An 18,541-nucleotide genomic window follows, 5' to 3' on the forward strand; every position below is an offset into this window, starting at 1 on the left:
GCGCACCGGCCATGGTGCTCGCTTGATAACATCGCCCACGCAGACAGATGATGAGGGTTTGATCGAGTTGGTAGCCCGCATAGTTCGCGATGCGAACGTGGCTCCCGTTTCGACGGAAACGATGCTTTTATGGCCATATTGTAATAACGAGAATTGCTGATGCCGTCAGATATCCCCACCGCGCCTGCTTCATCCCTGAACGCGGGCCCGATTATCCGGCTGGGAGAGGTGCTTGCCGGCGCGATGCCGTTCAACGTGGGCAACGTCAGCGACACATACCGCGGCGTGATTTTCACCGAGCAGGGCGAACAAACCGCAGTCATCAAAGATCTCGAACCAAAGGAGTTGGCGAACGAGGTTCTTGCCGCTGCGCTCGGGATCCGCCTAGGCCTTCCCATTCCTCCGCCCTACATTGCGCTGGCCCACCCCGATCGATTCACTGCCCGTAAGGGGCCGACGCTCGGCGATGCAAAGTTAGTTTATGCGAGCGTCGATGTCCGCCAACCCCATGTGGCGGCTTTGTATTTCAGCGGAGGAGGGCGGGCTGTGCTAGAGCGTCTCGCGCAGTGGCAAGCGCTTGGCCGTCTGTATGGCTTCGATGCACTTGTCGCCAATATCGATCGTCATGCAGGAAATATTCTCTTTTCGGGGGATAAGGAGGTGTGGCTTATCGACCACGGGCAGTGCTTCACTGGACCTGACTGGCAGCCTGGCGATCTCGAAGCTCCCGACCGGCCCGTGCGCAGCAGGCTTACCGAATGGTTAACGCCTGTTCTGGATTACGATCAGCGGATTGCGGTTGCAGACGATGCAGCCCTCGTGGAGCTAGATACTAAGGGGCTAGATTTTCAAGCGCTGGCCGTCGTGAACCACGTTGCCCACCTGCTAACCTCGGGCGACCTTGAGGCCGTCATGTCGTTTTTGAGCAGCCGACGCGCACATGTGCCCCGATTGGCAGCATCGACGCTGGAACTCGAGAGGCTGGTCTGATGGCTCTCTCCACCTCGAACTTCCCTCGGCCGGAGGGGACGGTGCGTGGGCGTTGGGCGCCCATTTATCTGTCGCCCATTCTCGGTTCGCCGGAGCGCTTCATCATTGCTGTGGCCGCGGTGGGACTACAGGGGTTTCACATCGAAGCCGCAAACGCGCTCAATCGGCTTGAATGCCTATACGGAGTTGCGGCGGAGACCGCCCTTTTCGCAGCTGAAGTTGCATTGGACGAACTCCGAACCGCGCTCGCCACCCAAGGCTCTGCAGCGCTAGCGGAAGGGCTTCTCGTTTTCTCTGGTGTCAGCGTTGGAACTGTCGCTGAGGGCGAGGCGAGGTCTTTGGAGCAACTCGCGAAAACATGGATGGGGGCATTGTCATCGCTCTATCGGTATGAGCCCCCTCTTACGACCGTGGAGGCACATACAGAGGATGGAGGCGCTGGCGCATCGGACCGGCTCCCGATCCTCGTCCTTGAGCATGTGAAGCAGATCGCTCCACGTCTCAGTGACTATTTCAGTGAGCACATTCGGGCTCATCGCCGCCGCCGCGGACAAGGGGTGGCTCGCATCAGCATCGACTTCGCAGGGCCAAAACTTGTGGCGAACTTCGCGACGCTTCAAGCCAGCACGCAGGCCCAAGCGGTTGACCTAATCAAGCGTAAGATGTTCGATCTCAAGGTCCGTCGCGATGAGGACAAAAAGGGCCTGCCGTTTGAGCCGCGCGAACATGAGATGATCATCTTTACGCCACCGCGCGACAGTCCTTTGCTGACTGAAAAGCAGATTGAACGCCTGGACGAGGCTTTGCACGAATTGGGCGAGCAGTCAGAAAGGGAGGGATTCGTCCTGCAGGCGATGCACGCTGTGCCCGAAATTGGACAGCGCTTGCTGCAGGCGGAAGGACGCATCCCGCTTCAGTAGTTTCGCTTGTTTTCGGCCGGACTGACCGGCGGAGGAAAAAGGCCCGGCATGATGGCCGGGCGTCTATTCTGACGTGTCGATCCGGATTAGACACAAGGTAGCCCAAGCTCCGCGTTCGGTTGGTTCATCATCGCGGCATGTCTGCTGCTGGCTTCAAGCTTCAAGTGCGGCGTTCATGCCGTCTCCTTGCTGTCTCGGCCGTCCACCGCGACCAGCACGCTGCGGCCGGTGTGGCGGGTCACCGCGATCCGGGTGCCGAGGAAGGCCTCGATCACCGCGATGTTGGTGCGGGTGTGCGGCGTCGGCGCCATGGTGACGAACCGGCCGCCGGCGCCCAGCGCCATCGGCAGCAGCAGCTGGTCCGCCAGATGCGGGCCCACCGGGGCGCGGCTGGCGAGATACTGCCGCACCGCCCGGGCCGTTCCGGCGGCGACATCCTCCGCCGGCAGGCCGGGCTGGCCATGGCCGGTGAAGATCTCGATCGCGTGCTCATGCGCCACCGTCACGGTCAGGCAGTTGCCCGGTCCGTCCGCGGCGACGGCGCGGCCGGGAACGACCGTGTCGTCCCGCCAGCGCAGGGTCTTGGCGAAGGCCGCCGTCTCCCGCGCCGCGATGTGCAGCGGCAGATGGGTGACCACCGCCTCTACCTGTTGCGACAGCAGGGCGCCGCGCCGCTCCAGTACCAGCGGCGCCGGCTTGCCGCGCGGCATGACCTCGACCTCGACCACGCCGCCGCCCGCCGGATAGAAGCCGTGCCGGCGCAGCGCCGCCCGGGCGTGGATGCCCATGCGGTGCAGCAGCGGCAGGAAGGCGCGCTCGACGAAGTCGAAGCTCGGGGCGCCCATGGCATGGGTGCCGCCCTGCAGCCGCAGCCGCGACGGGGCATCCGCCAGCGCCAGCGGCAGCAGCACGGTCTGCAGCACCAGGAGCGTCGACCCGGCCGAGCCGATGGCGAAGGCATACTCACCGGCCGCGACCGTGCCCGGCGCGAAGCCGAGCGCGGTCGAGCCCAGCTCGGCCCCCGTCACCGCGGCCCGGCCGATCTCGGCCGCCGCCTTCACCGCCGTGAGGTGCTGGCGCAGCAGGCCCGGCTTGGCGCGCCCCGCCCGGATCTTCTCGATCCGGAACGGGGTTCCGGTGGCCAGGGACAGGGTCAGGGCCGAGCGCAGGATCTGCCCCCCGCCCTCGCCCTGGGATCCGTCGATCGTGATCATGGTCGGTTCTTTCGTTTCTTGTTGAGACCACGAGCGACAGGGGGCAGCGCGGTCCGGCTGCCCGGACCGCGCTGTCCGTGGCGTCTCTACCCCTTCACACAGACGATCTGGCGCAGCGTGTGCACGACCTCGACCAGATCCGACTGGGCGGCCATCACGGCGTCGATGTCCTTGTAGGCCTTAGGCGTCTCGTCGATGACGCCCTCGTCCTTCCGGCACTCGATCCCCGCGGTGGCGGCTGCATGGTCGGCGACCGTGAAGCGCCGCTTGGCCTCGGTCCGCGACATCACCCGCCCGGCCCCGTGGGAGCACGAGCAGAAGCTGTCGGGGTTGCCCTTGCCGCGGACGATGAAGGACCGCGCCCCCATCGACCCCGGGATGATGCCCAGGTCGCCCTCGCGGGCGCGCACGGCGCCCTTGCGGGTGACCCAGACGTTCTCGCCGAAGTGATGCTCCCGCTCCACGTAGTTGTGGTGGCAGTTGATCGCCTCGTCGGTGACGCCGAAATCGGTGAAGGCGGCGGCCATCGCCGCCAGCGCCTGCTTCAGCATCACGTCCCGGTTGGCGCGGGCGTAGTCCTGCGCCCAGCCGACCGCCGCCATGTAGTCGTCGAACAGCTCCGAGCCCTCGGCCAGATAGGCCAGGTCCCGGTCCGGCAGATGGACGAACAGCCGCTCCATCTCCCGGCGCGCCTCGGCGATGAAGAAGCTGCCGATGCGGTTGCCGACCCCGCGCGAGCCGGAATGCAGCATCACCCACAGGCGGTCGTCCTGGTCCAGGCAGACCTCGATGAAGTGGTTGCCGCCGCCCAGCGTGCCGATCTGCCGCGCCGGCGAATGCCGGGTGGAGATCGCCGGGTACTTCTGCTGCAGCTCGTCGTAGCGGCGCTTGAAGCCTGAGTACCAGGCGTTCTCCGCCGCGCGCGGCACGTCCTGCCCGTGATCGGCCATCCCGACCGGGATCACCGCCTCGAGCGCGGAGCGCAGCCCGGACAGGCTGTCCGGCAGCTGATGGCTGGTCAGCGTCGTGCGCACCGCGCACATGCCGCAGCCGATGTCGACGCCGACCGCCGCCGGGATGATCGCTCCGCGCGTCGGGATCACCGACCCGATGGTCGCGCCCTTGCCGTAATGCACGTCCGGCATCGCCGCGACGTGCTTGTGGATGAAGGGCAGCGTCGCGGTGTTCAGCAGCTGCTGGCGCGAGCCGTCGTCGACCGGCACGCCGCGGGTCCACATCTTGACCGGCTTGGCGCGCACGGACGCGTCGCGCGCCGGGGCGAAGCTTTCGGTGAGGAGGTCGTAGGTCCGGTCCATGATGTTCGATCCTGTGTCCAGAAGGACGCATGGCGACGAGGGAGATGAAACTTTGCCCGACCGGGCCGAGGCCCGGGCAGGCGCCTGCTCTACCGCTGAGCTACGGGGTATTCCCGTGAGGGCGATACCCCGGCGGGAGTCGAACCCGCGACCAGGGGAGTGAAAGTCCATGGAGTTCCATCGGCATTCGCCATGCGTTCGGGTGCAGCGACAAGGGGTGGCGGGATCTCCCGCGCCGCGGCGAACCGCGATGCGGGCGAGGCTTCGAACCTCACGGCTTGCGCCGCTCCCAGGTAATCCCGCCTGGCATTCGCTGCGATCTGTGGTCCTTTCAAACGGTTGTACGGGTGCGGCGACAAGGGTTCGCGAGAGCGTTTCCTGAGCTACCGGACCTCGCGGCCCGGGGCGGATTCGAACCGCCACCTCCCGCCTTGCGGCAGGTGCTCTGACCAATGGACTCCCGCAGGCATTCGCCGCGCGAGGGTGTGACGACGAGAGGTGGCGAAACCATTGCTCGGCCGCTGAGCGACGGGGCCGGTGATGGAAACCGGACCCGGCGGGAGTCGAACCCGCCTGCATGGAGTTCCGCCGGCATTCGTCACGAAAACTCGGTCGGCCGGGGGGACGAGGGATGCCGGGACGACCGCCGCCGAAGCGGCGCCTGCGTTTGACGGCAGGTTTTCAATGTAGTCCCGACGGCATTCCCCCCGGCTTCCGGCCGTTCCCCACCGACCGGCCGGTGTTCGGAACGAGGCCATGGCGACGAGGATGTGCAGGAGGCGAGCTTCCGACGCGGGGTCGGAGGCGTGTTTCCGGCACGCCGCGCCCATCTTGGGAGGATGTACTCCCGCACGGCATTCGCCATGGATCCCAACCGGAAGGACGAGGGGTGCCGGGACAACGCCGCCGAAGCGGCGCCCCGTGCGCAGCCGGTTGCCCGGCCCGCCTGCGGGGTCCCGATGGAGTCCCGGCCGCATTCCTCCCGGCCGGGACCGGGCGCCCGGTCTCCCGGACGCCCGGTCCCGATCCGTCACAGCACGATCCGCTCGATCTCCTCGACCCAGCGGTCCGCGCCCGTCCCGGCCTCGGCGAAGGCGGCGATCGCGTCGAACACCGCGTCGGAGAAGCCCCCGACGTTGAGGATGTCCGTCCGCTCCTGCGCCTGCGTCGTGGCGTAGGGCTGGATGTCGATGCAGACCAGCCTGGCCTCCGGGTTCCTCTCCTTCAGCCTGGCCCAGGCCTGCATCAGCCCGGTGCCCTGGTGCGGGTGCTTCGCCGCATCGACCCAGGACTGGTTGTCCGAGACGAACACGACGAGGTCGACCGCGGCGCGCTCCGCCACCAGCCGCTCGACCGGGGCCGAGCAGTTGGTGCCGCCGCCGCCGATGGCGGCCAGCTTCCGCGCATTGGTCATCACCGAGTCGCGCGGGTTGAGGTCGATCTCGACCACAGCCTGCTCGAACGGCATGACCCGGGCCGACCGGTTGGCCCGCAGCACCGCCGCGGCCACCAGCGCGGCGACGTCGATGCAGCGCACCGAAGTCGTCCCGCCGGCCCGGTAGCCGGTGACCGGGGAAGCCATCGACCCCGACACGTCGGGGCAGACCACCACCCGGCCCGGCAGCGCCGGGACGTTGCCGACCGCGACCTCCATCGCGTCCTGCAGCGCCTCGCGCACCACCGCCGGCACACCCGCCCCCGCCATGGCATACGCCGCCATCAGCTGGTACGGGAACACCCGGGCCCGCCGGATCGCCTCCGGGTCGCGCAGCCGCGCCGCCACCCGCTCGGCGAACCCGTCCACCTCGAACACGCCGTGGCGGGCGAAGGTGTTCAGGTTCATCCGCAGCATGTGCCAGCCGGCCTTCTCCCCGATCGCCGCCCAGTGCTCCCGCGTCAGCGGCAGCGCCGTCAGCATCTGGAAGGGCACGTCCGGCACCGGCGCCGACGGGTCGCGCTTGAAGGCCTCGAAGCCCCGCACCACCTCCGGCAGCGCCGCGGCGTCATACGGCCGGCCGATCAGCCAGCCATACAGCGCCTGGCGCGACGGGTTCGCCGGCTTCGGGTGGACCATCCTGATCACATCGGCCAGCGAGGGATCCTGCCCCACCGCCGCCCGCATGATCTCGATGTCCGAGGCCTGCTCCAGCCACTCCTGCACCAGCCGCTTCGGCCGGGTGCCGAGCGACTTCCGCCCCACGGCGCCCGACCGCATGATCTGCACGAAGCTGCGCAGCATGCGGCCGTTGTCGACCACGCGCCGGAAGGCCGGCGTGACGTCGGGCGTCTCGAGGGTGGACAGAAGGGCGACCAGCAGGGCCGGCATGTCCTTCATGTGCCCCCGCTCGCGGGCATGGACCGCGGTGCGGGCGATGAATCCGGGCTCGACCTCGCGGGCGAGGGCGAGCACCTGGTCCAGCTGCTCCCGCGCATCGGCGTAGAACGTCCGGTGGAGCGTCCCGGTCGCCGCCAGCTGCGCCAGCGCGTGGCGCGGCGTCAGGGCGTAGGCCTGGGCCCCCTCGTGGTTCTGTGCGTCGCTGCGCGGAAGCAGCCTTCCCATCAGCGAAGCAAACACGGACTTGTTTGCCATGATCGTCATCCTTCGGTTGCGCCACTCAATAAGCGAAGCGCGTGCCAACTCTGGAAGGCCGATCGGCTGATTTCTTGTAAATCACTGATAATGAAGGAATAAAAAATTTTCAGGCCGCGATTTACAGCCTGCCGGTCATCGGAGATGATGAGGAAGTCCGATCTTACAGGATCGGCTATTATCTTACAGGATAAGACTATGCCGAAGCGGCGGGTGGTCATCGGCTTCATCGGCACCACCATGGATGCCGGCAAGCTGGACAGCCGGTGGGAGCGGTGGCGGCCGACCGTGGCGCTGTGCCAGCACGAGGACATGCTGGTCGACCGGCTGGAGCTGATCCACGACACCCACTCGGCCGCGCTGGCCAAGCGCGTCGCCGGCGACATCCAGGCGGTGTCGCCGGACACCGTCGTCCGCTTCAACCTGATGAACCTGCGCAACGCCTGGGACTTCCAGGAGGTCTTCGCGGCGATGCTGGACTTCGCCCGCGCCTATGATTTCGACACCGAGGACGAGGAGTACCTGGTCAACATCACCACCGGCACGCATGTCATCCAGATCTGCTGGTTCCTGCTGACCGAAGCGCATTACCTGCCGGCGCGCCTCTTGCAGCTGACCCCGCCGAAGCGGTGGGAGGCGGGGCATCCCGGCGGCTACGACGTCATCGACCTCGACCTGTCGCGCTACGACCGCATCGCCACCCGTTTCGAGGCGGAGCGGGAGGAGGCGGCGTCGTTCCTGAAATCCGGCATCGCCACCCGCAACGCCGCCTTCAACCGGATGATCGACCAGATCGAGCAGGTGGCGGTCCGGTCGAAGGCGCCGCTGCTGCTGATCGGCCCGACCGGCGCGGGCAAGTCGCAGCTGGCGCGGCGGATCTACGACCTGAAGCGCGCGCGGCACCAGGTCGAGGGGCCGTTCGTCGAGGTCAACTGCGCCACGCTGCGCGGCGACGGCGCCATGTCGGCCCTGTTCGGCCATGTCAAGGGCGCCTTCACCGGGGCGCTGCAGGACCGCGCCGGGCTGCTGCGCTCGGCCGATGGCGGCATCCTGTTCCTCGACGAGATCGGCGAGCTGGGCCCCGACGAGCAGGCGATGATCCTGCGCGCGGTGGAGGAGAAGCGGTTCCCGCCGGTCGGCGCGGACAGGGAAGTGGCGAGCGACTTCCAGCTGATCGCCGGCACCAATCGCGACCTGTCGGTCGACGTCGCCCGCGGCCGGTTCCGCGAGGACCTGCTGGCCCGGCTGAACCTGTGGACCTTCACTTTGCCGGGGCTGCGCGACCGGCGCGAGGACATCGCCCCGAACCTGGAGTTCGAGCTGCGCCGCCATGCCGAGCGGGAAGGGGTGCAGATCACCTTCAACCGCGAGGCGCGGGACCGCTACCTGGCCTTCGCCACCGCGCCCGAGGCGGTGTGGAGCGCGAATTTCCGCGACCTCGGCGCCTCGATCACACGCATGGCCACCTTCGCCCCCTCCGGCCGGATCAACGAGGCGGTGGTGGAGGAGGAGATCGAGCGGCTGAAGCGCACCTGGTCGCGCGGCGGCGAGGACGGGGGCGAGGCGCTGCTGGCCGGGCTCATGGGGCCGGAGCGGCTGGCGCGGATCGACCTGTTCGACCGCGCCCAGCTGGCCGCGGTGGTGGGCGTGTGCCGGACCAGCAGCTCGCTCAGCGCCGCCGGCCGCACCCTGTTCGCCGCGTCGCGGGCACAGAAGACCAGCGCCAACGACGCCGACCGCCTGCGCAAATACCTCGCCCGCTTCGGCCTGGACTGGCAGGCGGTGACGGGCGGGCTTTAGGGCAGATCCTGTCTCTCCCGCTCACGAGGCCTTCCGGCCTGACTCCACCGGGGGCACGATTGCAGTGGCATTATCGATCGGCTTCGTTCATGATATGTTCCATGGACATGGCGCCTGAGGATCGCGGATTGGAGGACGGGCCGGTCGATAGGGACCTGGCCTGGACGCGATGGGCGCTGGGCTCGCTGGCCGAGCTGGTCGAGATCCATCTCCGCACGGCGCGGATGACGGCGACGGAGCAGCTGGCGACGCCGATCGGGCCGACCAGGCCGGATTTCGCGCTGGCGCAGGTGCGCCTGGCCCGTTCGGTGCGGCTGTCGATCGCGATGAGCCAGCGGGTCCGCGAGAACTACCAGGATCGCAAGGCCGGGAAGGCGGCGCCGGAACCCACGCCGGCGGAGGCGGCGGTCGAGGCCGCCGAAGCCGCCCCGGCCGAGGCCGCGCCGGCGGCCGATCCCGAGGACGGCGAGCCCCGGCCGGAACCGCGCGAATCCCTGACCGAGAGCGAGTGCCTCGACATCGAGCTCGAACCGGGTGAGGAGGCGGAGGATCGGCGAGACCTGGACGCAGCCCTGCTGCCGCGGGACTGGAACGGCGCCGTCGAGGCCCCGGATCGTCTGCCCCCCGATCACGTGCCCTCCGACCCTGTCGAAGCCGCGGCGACTTGGCCCGAGCCCGACCGGCCTCGTCCGCCGGAGGAGGCCGACACCGGCCGGCCCGCGACGAAGCCGTGGAAGCCGGACAGCAGTTAGGCGCCCCCTGTTGTCCAGCGCGGCCGCGTAGGTTGGGTTCGCATGGCGAACCCAACATCGTGCCGCATCTCTGTTGGGTTCGCTTGCCGCGAACCCAACCTACGAAATCCGGATCATGTTGCCTTTCCCACTTACCGGAGAGGTCGGAGGCGCTTGCGCCTCCGGGTGAGAGCAGGACCCCGAGGCCGCGATCCGCCCTCACCCGATCGTCCTTCGGACGGCCGCTCAACGCCCCGGTGCGGTCCAGCCGGCGAAGCCCTGGCCGGACTCGGCCAGGCGGCACAGCAGCGGCGCCGGCGCCAGGGCCGGCTCGCCGCGGGCGGCAAAAGCCTCCAGCCGGGCCGCCACGGTCTGCAGCCCGACCTGGTCGGCATGGAACATCGGGCCGCCGCGCCAGGCCGGCCAGCCATAGCCGTTGATCCAGATGACGTCGATGTCGCCGGGGCGGGCGGCGATGCCCTCCTCCAGGATGCGGGCGCCCTCATTGACCATCGGGTAGACCAGGCGCTCGACGATCTCCTCGGCCGGGATCGGGCGGCGGGTGACGCCGAGCCGGGCGGAGACCTGCTGCAGCAGCGCCTCCACCTCCGGGTCGCGCACGCCGCTGCGGGCGCCCTCGGGATAGAGGTAGTAGCCGCGGCCCGCCTTCTGGCCCAGGCGCCCGGCCTCGCACAGCGCGTCGGCCACCGGCGCTTTCTGGCCCAGCGACTTGCGGTTGCGCCAGGCGATGTCCAGCCCGGCCAGGTCGCTGACCGCGAAGGGCCCCATGCGGAAGCCGAAGCCGGTCAGGGCGGCGTCGACCTCGTGCGGCAGCGCGCCCTCGATCAGCAGGCGCTCGGCCTCCTGGGTGCGGCGGGCCAGCATGCGGTTGCCGACGAAGCCGCGGCAGACGCCGACCACCACCGGCACCTTGCCCAGCCGCTTGCCCAGGTCGATCGCGGTGGCCAGCACCTCCGGCGCGGTCGCGCGGCCGCGCACCACCTCCAGCAGGCGCATGACATTGGCCGGGCTGAAGAAATGCAGCCCCAGCACGTCGCCGGGGCGGCCGGTCGCGGCGGCGATCTCATCGACGTCGAGATAGGAGGTGTTGGTGGCCAGGACCGCGCCGGGCTTGGCCACCCGGTCCAGCGTGCCGAAGATCTGCCGCTTCAGATCCATGTCCTCGAAGGCGGCCTCGACCACCACATCGGCGTCGGCGGCGGCCTCCAGCCCGACCTTGCCGGTCACCAGCGCCAGGCGGCGGTCCCGCTCCTCCGCCGACAGGCTGCCGCGCTGCACCGACGACGCATAGGTCCTGGCGATGCGGTCCAGGCCGCGGGCCAGCAGTTCCTCTCCCGTCTCGATCACGGTGACCGGGATGCCGGCATTGGCGAAGCACATGGCGATGCCGGCGCCCATGGTGCCGGCGCCGATCACCGCGGCGCGGGCGACCGGCCGCCGCGCCGTGTCCTTCGCCAGCCCCGGCACCCGGGCGGTCTCGCGCTCGGCGAAGAAGGCGTAGCGCAGGGCCTTGGACCGGTCGTCGGCGACGAGATCGACGAAGCGGGCGCGCTCCAGCGCCTGCCCGGCCTCGAAGGTCTCGGTGAAGGTGGCGCGCACCGCTTCGGCCAGGGCGGCGATGTTCGGCAGGTCCGGGCTGCGCCTCAGCGCCTCGGCTGCCGCCCGCTCGAAGGCCTCGCGGCCGCCCGGCTGCAGCTGCCGGTCCAGGTCGCGGGTCCGCCGTTTCGTGCCGGCCAGTTCCAGCGCCTTGGCCTTGGCCGCGGCCAGCAGGTCGCCCTCGGCCACGGCGTCGACGATGCCGAGCTTCAGCGCCTCGGCGGCGGAGGTGGGGGCGCCGTCGGCCATCAGCCTGAACGCCGGGGCGGCGCCGATCAGCCGGGGCAGCCGCTGGGTGCCGCCGGCGCCGGGGATCAGCCCCAGCTTGACCTCGGGCAGGCCCAGCTTGGCGGCCGGGCCGGCGATGCGGGCGTCGCAGCCCAGCGCCACCTCCAGCCCGCCGCCCAGCGCCGCGCCGCCGATCGCGGCGACGACCGGCTTGCCGACCGAATCGAGGGCATCGATCACCTCGGGCAGGGAGGGCGGCACAGGCGGCTTGCCGAACTCGCCGATGTCGGCGCCGGCGATGAAGGTGCGGCCCTCGGCGGCGATGACGATGGCGCGCACCGCGGGGTCGGCATCGGCGCGGCGCACCGCCTCGGCCAGCCCGGCGCGGACGCCGGCGTCCAGTGCGTTGACCGGCGGGCTGGCGATGGTGACGACGGCGATGCCGTCCTCGACCGTGCTGCGCACCTTCTCCATCGGTCCTCCCGTCGGCGGATCACATCGGCATGGCCTTCGGTATAGGCCGATGTCATTGATCCGCAAGCCGGATGGTATAGGCTTCGGGTCCTTCCGACGGCGCAGCAGGCGGGGTCCGATGGCTCACGGGGGACGGAATGGACGGCGGGCGGCCGTGGCGGCGGTGACGGCGCTGGCCCTGCTGCCGGGGCCGGCCTCGGCCGGGGACTGCATGGCCCGCGCCGCCCTGCAGGCCGGGGTGCCGACCGAGCTGATCCTGGCCATGTCCTATGTCGAGACGCGCTGGCGCCAGCAGGCCGTGAACGCGGCCAACAGCAACGGCAGCGAGGATGTCTGCATGATGCAGATCAACTCGATCCACTATCCCCGCCTGGCCGCGCTCGGCGTCACCCGCGAGGCGCTGCTGGCCGACCGCTGCGTCTGCCTCCTGGTCGGCGGCGAGATCCTGCGCGAGATGCGCGTCGCCACCGGCGGCAGCGACATCTGGTCCGCGGTCGCCGCCTACAATGCCGGTCCGGAGAACCTGGAGACGGGGCGCCCCTACGCCGACCAGGTCCGCCGGGTCTACGAGGCGATCCACGTCATCCAGGGCCAGTGACCGTCGAGACTGCAGCGCAGTCTCGACGGTCACTGCGGCGGCTGAGCCGGCTCCTTACTGAGCAATCTCCCAGGTCACGTTGACCCGTGCCTTGAACTCGCTCTCACCGGCCTCGACGGGGACGGCGGCCATCTTCTCCATGGCGTAGGCGGCCATCATCGGGCGCGGCGGCTCGGAACCCGGCTCGGCGATCGCCAGGATGCGGCCCAGCTTCACCCCGGCGGCCTTGGCGATCAGCTCGGCCTTGCGCCGGGCATCGGCCACCGCGGCCTCGCGCGCCTTGTCCAGCACCGGCGCCGGATCGGCCAGGCCGAAGCCGACGCCGTCGATCTGGTTCGAGCCGGTGGCGACCGCGGTGTCCAGCACTGCGCCCAGCCTGGTCAGGTCGCGCACCCGCACCGTCACCTGGTTGCGCACCTCATAGCCGTCGATCTTCGGCGCCTCGCCCGAGCCCTCCTTCGGCGCGGCATAGCGCGGCTGCACCGAGAAGCCGCTGGTCTGCAGGTCGGCGGGCTGGATCCCGGCCTTCTTGAAGGCGTCGATCAGCGCGGCCATGGCCTTGCTGTTGGCGTCGACTGCCTCGCGCGCGGACTGGCCCTCGCTGGTGACGCCGCTGGTGATGGTGGCCTGGTCGGGCGCGGCGCCGGCAGTGCCCTCGCCGGTCATCGTCAGGGTCGGCGCGGCGGCCTCGGCGGCCAGGGCCGGCGCCGTGCCGGCGATCGTGGCCGGCACCGCCACGGCGGCGAGCAGGGCGGCGGCGAGCAGGCTGGAACGGAATCGGGTCATGGTCGAATCCCGAAAGGGTTGCGGTTGGGGCGCAGTAGAGGGGCGAATTGCGACGCTGCCAAGGCAGGCATCGGGTCCCATAGGCAGCGGCTCCGGGCCGGGGTAGAAGGGATTCTCGGACGGAGGGAACGCAACATGACGGCCGACTTCATCCTGCCGCGCGACGCCGATCTCGGGCTGCGGCGGATCGCCAACCGCACCGGCCTCGCCGCCGCCCTGCTGCCGAACGGCACGATCTTCGCCCTGTCGCACCGGGCGGACGACAAGAGCGACCCGGTGCTGGTCAACCAGGTGCTGGGCTCGCCGATCGCCGGCGGCATCGGCCGGGTGCTGCTGCGGCTCGGCGACGGCCGCGTGGTCGAAGCGGTCGGGCCGACAGCGCGGCTGCAGGCGGGGATCGGGCAGGACCGATTCGTCTGGGCCGGAGAGGCCGAGGGCCTGGTGCATCGCGTCACCCTGTGGCTGGCGCCGGACGCCGATCTCTGGCTGTGGCGGGTCGAGGTCGAGAACCGGGGCGCCGCCGCGGCCAAGGTCTCGGCGGTGCTGCTGCAGGATATCGGCCTCGGCAGCCGCGGCTTCCTGATGAACAACGAGGCCTATGCCTCGCAATATATCGACCACCACATCGCCCGGCACCCGCGCCTCGGGCCGGTGGTGATGAGCCGCCAGGCCCTGGCCCAGGGCGGCCGGATCCCCTGGGTGGCGCATGGCTGCCTGGAGGGCGCGGCGGGCTTCGCCACCGACGCGGCGCAGAGCTTCGGCCCCGGCTTCCGCGACCGGGCCGAGGTGACCGGCGCGCTGCCGGGCGAGCGGCTGCAGCACGAGGTCGCCTGCCCGGCCATCGCCTCGGCCCCAGCCGCACTGACGCCCGGTGCCAAGGCAACCTGGAGCTTCTTCGGCCTGTTCGTGCCGGACCACAAGGCGGCGTCCGCAGATGCGGACCTGGCCGTGGTCGACCAGGCGCTCAAGGCCACCGAGGCCTTCCGCCCGGCCGAGGTGGCGCTGGAGACCCCGGTGCGCGGCCTGCTGCAGGACGCGCCGCCGCTGGTGGCCGAGGATCTCGACACCGCCACGCTCGACCGTCTCTGGCCGGCGCGTCGGCTGGAGGAGACGCACGACGGGGCGCTGCAATCCTTCTTCGTCGACGAGGGCAATCTGAACCGGCACGTCGCGCTGCGGGCCAAGGAGCGCGACCTGCGCCGCCGCCATGGCGCGCTGCTGCGCTCCGGCGCCGCGCTGCTGCCGACCGACGGCCTGCTCTGCGCCACGGTCTGGGCGCATGGCGTCTTCGCCGCCCAGCTGACCGTCGGCAACACCTCGTTCCACAAGCTGTTCTCGGTCTCGCGCGACCCCTACAACATCACCCGCGCCTCCGGCCTGCGCATCCTGGCCGATGCCGGGGAAGGCTGGCGCCTGCTCTCCGTGCCCTCGGCCTTCGAGATGGGGCTGGCGGAGGCCCGCTGGATCTACCGCTTCGGCGGCCGCACCGTCATCGTCCGCGCCGCCGTCTCCGGCGCCGACACGGCGATGCAGTGGCGGGTGGAGGTCGAGGGCGCGCCCTGCCGCTTCCTCGTCCTCGGCCATCTCGTGCTCGGCGAGCGCGAGCTGGAGCAGGCCGGGCGGGTCTCGATCGACGCCGCCGGCAAGCGCATCGCCTTCCGCCCCGACCCGGACTGGCTGTGGGGCCAGCGCTATCCCGACTCGATCTATCACCTGGTCACTCCGACCCCCGAGGCAATCGAGGCGATCGGCGGCGACGAGTTGCTCCATGCCGACGGGCAGGGCCGCGGTGGCGGGTACATCGCGCTGCGCACCGGGGCGGTCGCCGGCTTCGGCTTCGCCGTCACCGGCGCGCTGACCGACCCGGAAGCGGCCGCCGCTTTGGCCGACCGCTACGCTGCCGGCGTGTCCTTCGACGAGATGCTGGGCTCGGCCAACGCCCATTGGGCAGAGGTGACGCGCGGCCTGCGGGTCACCGGCGGCGGGTCGGAGGGTGCGGCGCTGGATGCCGCCTTCCCCTGGCTGGCGCATGACGCGATGATCCACCTGACCGTGCCGCACGGCCTCGAGCAGTACACCGGCGGCGCCTGGGGCACCCGCGACGTCTGCCAGGGCGCGCTGGAGTTCCTGCTGGCGCTGGAGCACGACGCCGCGGCGAAGGAGGTGCTGCGCACCGTCTTCGCCCAGCAATACGAGGGCCGGGGCGACTGGCCGCAATGGTTCATGCTGGAGCCGTATTCGCCGATCCAGGACCGGCACGCCCATGGCGACGTCATCGTCTGGCCGCTGAAGGCGCTGTGCGACTACATCGAGGCCACGGGCGACATGGCCTTCCTGGACGAGCCCGTGGCCTGGCGCAACGAGCAGGATTTTTCCCGCACCGGGCGGCAGGACCCGATCTCGGCCCATATCGACCGCATCGTCGCGGTGGTGCAGGAGCGGTTCATCCCCGGCACCCGGCTGCTGCGCTACGGCGAGGGCGACTGGAACGATTCGCTGCAGCCGGTCGATCCGCATCTGCGCGACTGGATGGTCAGCGCCTGGACCGTCGCCCTGCTGATCCAGCAGCTCGGCCGCTGGGCCGGGGTGCTCGACCATGCCGGCCGGGCCGCCAAGGCGCGCGAGATCGAGGCCCTGGCCGGGGCGATGCATTGGGACCTGCAGCGCCACCTGGTGCGCGACGGGGTGCTGGCCGGCTACGCCGTGTTCAACCCGGACGGCACGGTGGCCGAGCTGCTGCTGCACCCGGACGACACCCGTACCGGCCTGCATTATTCGCTGCTGCCGATGAAGCGGGCGCTGATCGCCGGGCTGTTCGCGGGCGAGGCGGTGGAGCGGCATCTCGGGCTGATCCGCGACCACCTGACCTTCCCCGACGGCATCCGGCTGATGGACCGGCCGGTGGCCTATCGCGGCGGGGTCGAGACCCTGTTCCGCCGCGCCGAATCCGCCGCCTTCTTCGGCCGCGAGATCGGGCTGATGTACACCCACGCCCATCTGCGCGCCGGCGAGGCGATGGCGGCGCATGGCGAGGCGGATTCGGTGTGGCGGATCCTGCTGCAGGCCAGCCCGGTGGCGTCGACCGAGGTGGTGCCGAACGCGTCGCCGCGCCAGCGCAACGCCTATTTCAGCTCCAGCGACGCCGCCTTCGCCGACCGGTATGCCGCCGGCGCCGACTGGGCCCTGGTGAAACAGGGGGCGATCGCCGCCGATGGCGGGTGGCGGGTCTATTCCAGCGGGCCGGGCCTGACCACCAACCTGATGCTGCGCCACGTCTTCGGCCTGCAGCGCAGCTTCGGCGAAAGGCTGTTCGATCCGCTGCTGCCCTCCGCGCGTCCGGATGTGGCGGTGGAGCTGGAGCGGGGCGGGGAGCGGCGGCGCTACGGCCGGCCCGCCGGGGCATGAGCGCCGCAAGATTCGGGTTGCCGGCGCCCGCCTCGCCGGGTGGGATATGGCCATGATGCTTGGCGAGCCCGTTCCCCCGATCGCCGCCGGGCCGGTCGACACGCCGCTCGGCCCGATGCTGGCCCTGCTCGACGCCACGGGCGCCCTGGTCGGCCTCGATTTCGAGGGCGCCGACGGCACCCCGACCTTCAGCCAGCGCCGCGTGGCTCGGCAGGGCCTGCAGACGGGCCCGGCCGACCCCGCCGCGCTGCGCCCGGTCGCTGATCAGCTCGGCGAATATTTCGCCGGCCGGCGCCGGGTGTTCGACCTGCCCCTGGCGCCCTTCGGCACGCCGTTCCAGCGCCGGGTCTGGGCGGCGCTCTGCGACATCCCCTGCGGCGTCGCCCTGACCTATCGCGACCTGGCCCAGCGTATCGACCGGCCGCAGGCCGTGCGCGCCGTCGGCGCCGCCAACGGCGCCAACCCGATCTCGGTGATCGTGCCCTGTCATCGCCTGGTCGGCAGCGACGGCACCCTCACCGGCTATGGCGGCGGCCTGCACCGCAAGGCGGCGCTGCTGGAGCTGGAGGGCGCAAGGCCACCGGCGGTCTGACCCTCACGCCGCCGCCGGCTGCCGCACCCGACGGGGCAGCAGCAAGGCCAGGAGGCCGGCCAGGACGGCGAGGCCGATCGAGCCGGCCCAGAGCGGCGCGTAATCGGCGAAGCGGTCGAACACCACCCCGCCGAGGAAGGCGCCGAGCGCGCCGCCCGCGGCATGGCCGGCCGAGATCAGCCCCATCGCCAGGCCGAGGCGCGCGGTGCCGAGATGGCTCGCCGTCAGGCTGACCGTGACCGGCACGGTCGCGTAGTCGAACAGGCCGAACATCACGGCGAAGACGTAGAGCCAGCGGATGTCGGGGCCGATGCCGATCAGCAGGACGAAGCTGGCGGCCCGGGCCAGGTAGATCACGGCCAGCAGCAGCGGCCGGTCGACCCGGTCGGTCAGCCAGCCGGCCAGCACCATCCCGGCCACGTTCATCGCCGACAGCACGCCATAGGCGGTGGCGCTGGGCAGGGGCGGGAAGCCGCACAGGGCGGCGAAGGGCAGCAGATGCGTCTCGATCGCCCCGGTGGCGGTGAAGCCGCGGATGGCGAAGCTCCAGAACAGCAGGTGGAACACCGGGCTGCGCAGCAGCGCCGTCGGGCCGCCGGCGCCGGCTTCCTGCCGCGATGGGGCGGCTGGCGCTGCCGTGCCGCGCAGCGCCGCCCAGGCGGCGAGGCCCAGCACCAGGCAGGCGGCGGCCATGGCGGCGAAGCCGCCGCGCCAGGCCGGGCCCGCCGCCAGCAGCGCCACCAGCGGCACCAGCACCAGCTGTCCCCCGGTGGCTCCGGCGGTGGCGATGCCGGTGGCCAGGCCGCGCCCCTCGCTGAAGCGCCGGGCCACCGCCGCGGCCACGATGTTGGTGCCGACCGCGGTGAAGCCGATCGCGGCGACGATGCCGAAGCCGATCAGGAACAGGGCGGTGGTGCGGCCCGCGGCGACGACCGCGGCGCCGGCGGCGATCAGCAGGAGGCCGCCGGCCAGCAGGCGGCGCGGGCCGTGGCGGTCGACCGCGGCGCCCATCAGCGGCGCCATCGCCGCCATCACGCACAGCGCCAGCGCGCTGGCCCCCGACAGGAAGCTGCGGTCCCAGCCCAGCTCCGCCTCGATCGCCGGCATCGACAGGCCCAGCACGGCGCGGACCGAGAAGGACAGCGCCAGCGCCGCGAAGCCGATGCCGACCAGGACCCAGCGGCCGCCCGGCGCCCGTTCCCGCATGATGTCGCTCCTTGCCAGACCGGCTAAAGTCTCGCCGGGTCGGCAGCGGCCAAGCAAACGAGATTCCATGCGGT

Annotated in this window: 14 protein-coding genes; 7 read left to right on the plus strand and 7 right to left on the minus strand. The window is 70.8% G+C overall.

Annotation, left to right across the window (positions count from 1 at the left end):
* Window positions 1-159 precede the first annotated feature (159 nt).
* Together ACFW16_RS14070 and ACFW16_RS14075 are read left to right on the plus strand one after the other, a co-directional pair.
* Window positions 160-990 (plus strand): HipA family kinase, encoded by an 831-nt coding sequence (locus tag ACFW16_RS14070; protein ID WP_380305901.1) that lies wholly within the window; start codon window positions 160-162, stop codon window positions 988-990.
* Window positions 990-1,910, plus strand: coding sequence for a hypothetical protein (locus ACFW16_RS14075; RefSeq protein ID WP_380305903.1), 921 nt, complete (start codon window positions 990-992; stop codon window positions 1,908-1,910). Before ACFW16_RS14070 ends, ACFW16_RS14075 begins: the two co-directional genes overlap by 1 nt.
* Before the next feature lie 173 nt (window positions 1,911-2,083).
* Here the strand turns inward: ACFW16_RS14075 and rtcA are convergent, their stop codons facing one another.
* From rtcA to ACFW16_RS14095, 4 genes are all read right to left on the minus strand, one after another.
* Window positions 2,084-3,124, minus strand: a complete 1,041-nt coding sequence (gene rtcA, locus ACFW16_RS14080) for an RNA 3'-terminal phosphate cyclase (RefSeq protein WP_380305905.1) — start codon at window positions 3,122-3,124, stop codon at window positions 2,084-2,086.
* Between the two features lie 86 nt (window positions 3,125-3,210).
* A complete protein-coding gene (locus tag ACFW16_RS14085) occupies window positions 3,211-4,440 on the minus strand; it encodes an RtcB family protein (protein ID WP_380305907.1) in 1,230 nt (409 codons plus the stop codon).
* Between the two features lie 1,030 nt (window positions 4,441-5,470).
* Entirely contained in the window at window positions 5,471-7,030 is a 1,560-nt protein-coding gene (locus tag ACFW16_RS14090) for an RNA-binding protein (protein ID WP_380305909.1), read from the minus strand.
* Window positions 7,031-7,035: 5 nt separating this feature from the next.
* Window positions 7,036-7,251 (minus strand): hypothetical protein, encoded by a 216-nt coding sequence (locus ACFW16_RS14095; RefSeq protein WP_380305911.1) that lies wholly within the window; start codon window positions 7,249-7,251, stop codon window positions 7,036-7,038.
* Here ACFW16_RS14095 and rtcR point away from each other — a divergent pair.
* Both rtcR and ACFW16_RS14105 read left to right on the plus strand, forming a co-directional pair.
* A complete protein-coding gene (gene rtcR, locus ACFW16_RS14100) occupies window positions 7,229-8,830 on the plus strand; it encodes an RNA repair transcriptional activator RtcR (RefSeq protein ID WP_380305913.1) in 1,602 nt (533 codons plus the stop codon). The genes ACFW16_RS14095 and rtcR overlap by 23 nt on opposite strands.
* A gap of 101 nt (window positions 8,831-8,931) precedes the next feature.
* Window positions 8,932-9,582: a hypothetical protein gene (locus ACFW16_RS14105; protein ID WP_380305915.1), complete on the plus strand. Its 651-nt coding sequence runs from the start codon at window positions 8,932-8,934 to the stop codon at window positions 9,580-9,582.
* 225 nt (window positions 9,583-9,807) lie between these two features.
* Here ACFW16_RS14105 and ACFW16_RS14110 read toward each other — a convergent pair whose 3' ends face one another.
* Entirely contained in the window at window positions 9,808-11,880 is a 2,073-nt protein-coding gene (locus ACFW16_RS14110; protein WP_380305916.1) for a 3-hydroxyacyl-CoA dehydrogenase NAD-binding domain-containing protein, read from the minus strand.
* 154 nt (window positions 11,881-12,034) lie between these two features.
* Here ACFW16_RS14110 and ACFW16_RS14115 point away from each other — a divergent pair, with 154 nt between their 5' ends.
* Window positions 12,035-12,478, plus strand: coding sequence for a lytic transglycosylase domain-containing protein (locus ACFW16_RS14115; protein ID WP_380305918.1), 444 nt, complete (start codon window positions 12,035-12,037; stop codon window positions 12,476-12,478).
* A gap of 54 nt (window positions 12,479-12,532) precedes the next feature.
* On the opposite strand, the gene ACFW16_RS14120 is transcribed toward ACFW16_RS14115, so the two are convergent.
* Window positions 12,533-13,264 (minus strand): SIMPL domain-containing protein, encoded by a 732-nt coding sequence (locus ACFW16_RS14120; protein WP_380305920.1) that lies wholly within the window; start codon window positions 13,262-13,264, stop codon window positions 12,533-12,535.
* A 135-nt stretch (window positions 13,265-13,399) separates the two neighbouring features.
* On the opposite strand from ACFW16_RS14120, the gene ACFW16_RS14125 reads away from it, so the two are divergent.
* Together ACFW16_RS14125 and ACFW16_RS14130 are read left to right on the plus strand one after the other, a co-directional pair.
* A complete protein-coding gene (locus ACFW16_RS14125) occupies window positions 13,400-16,669 on the plus strand; it encodes a hypothetical protein (protein ID WP_380305922.1) in 3,270 nt (1,089 codons plus the stop codon).
* A 52-nt stretch (window positions 16,670-16,721) separates the two neighbouring features.
* On the plus strand, window positions 16,722-17,261 hold the full coding sequence (locus ACFW16_RS14130) for a methylated-DNA--[protein]-cysteine S-methyltransferase (protein WP_380305924.1): 540 nt from the start codon (window positions 16,722-16,724) through the stop codon (window positions 17,259-17,261).
* Between the two features lie 3 nt (window positions 17,262-17,264).
* On the opposite strand, the gene ACFW16_RS14135 is transcribed toward ACFW16_RS14130, so the two are convergent.
* The gene (locus ACFW16_RS14135; protein ID WP_380305925.1) at window positions 17,265-18,467 is read right to left on the minus strand and encodes an MFS transporter; all 1,203 of its coding nucleotides are present in this window, start codon (window positions 18,465-18,467) and stop codon (window positions 17,265-17,267) included.
* Between the last annotated feature and the right edge of the window lie 74 nt (window positions 18,468-18,541).

The sequence above is a fragment of the Inquilinus sp. NPDC058860 genome (assembly GCF_042743185.1).
Lineage (GTDB): Bacteria > Pseudomonadota > Alphaproteobacteria > DSM-16000 > Inquilinaceae > Inquilinus.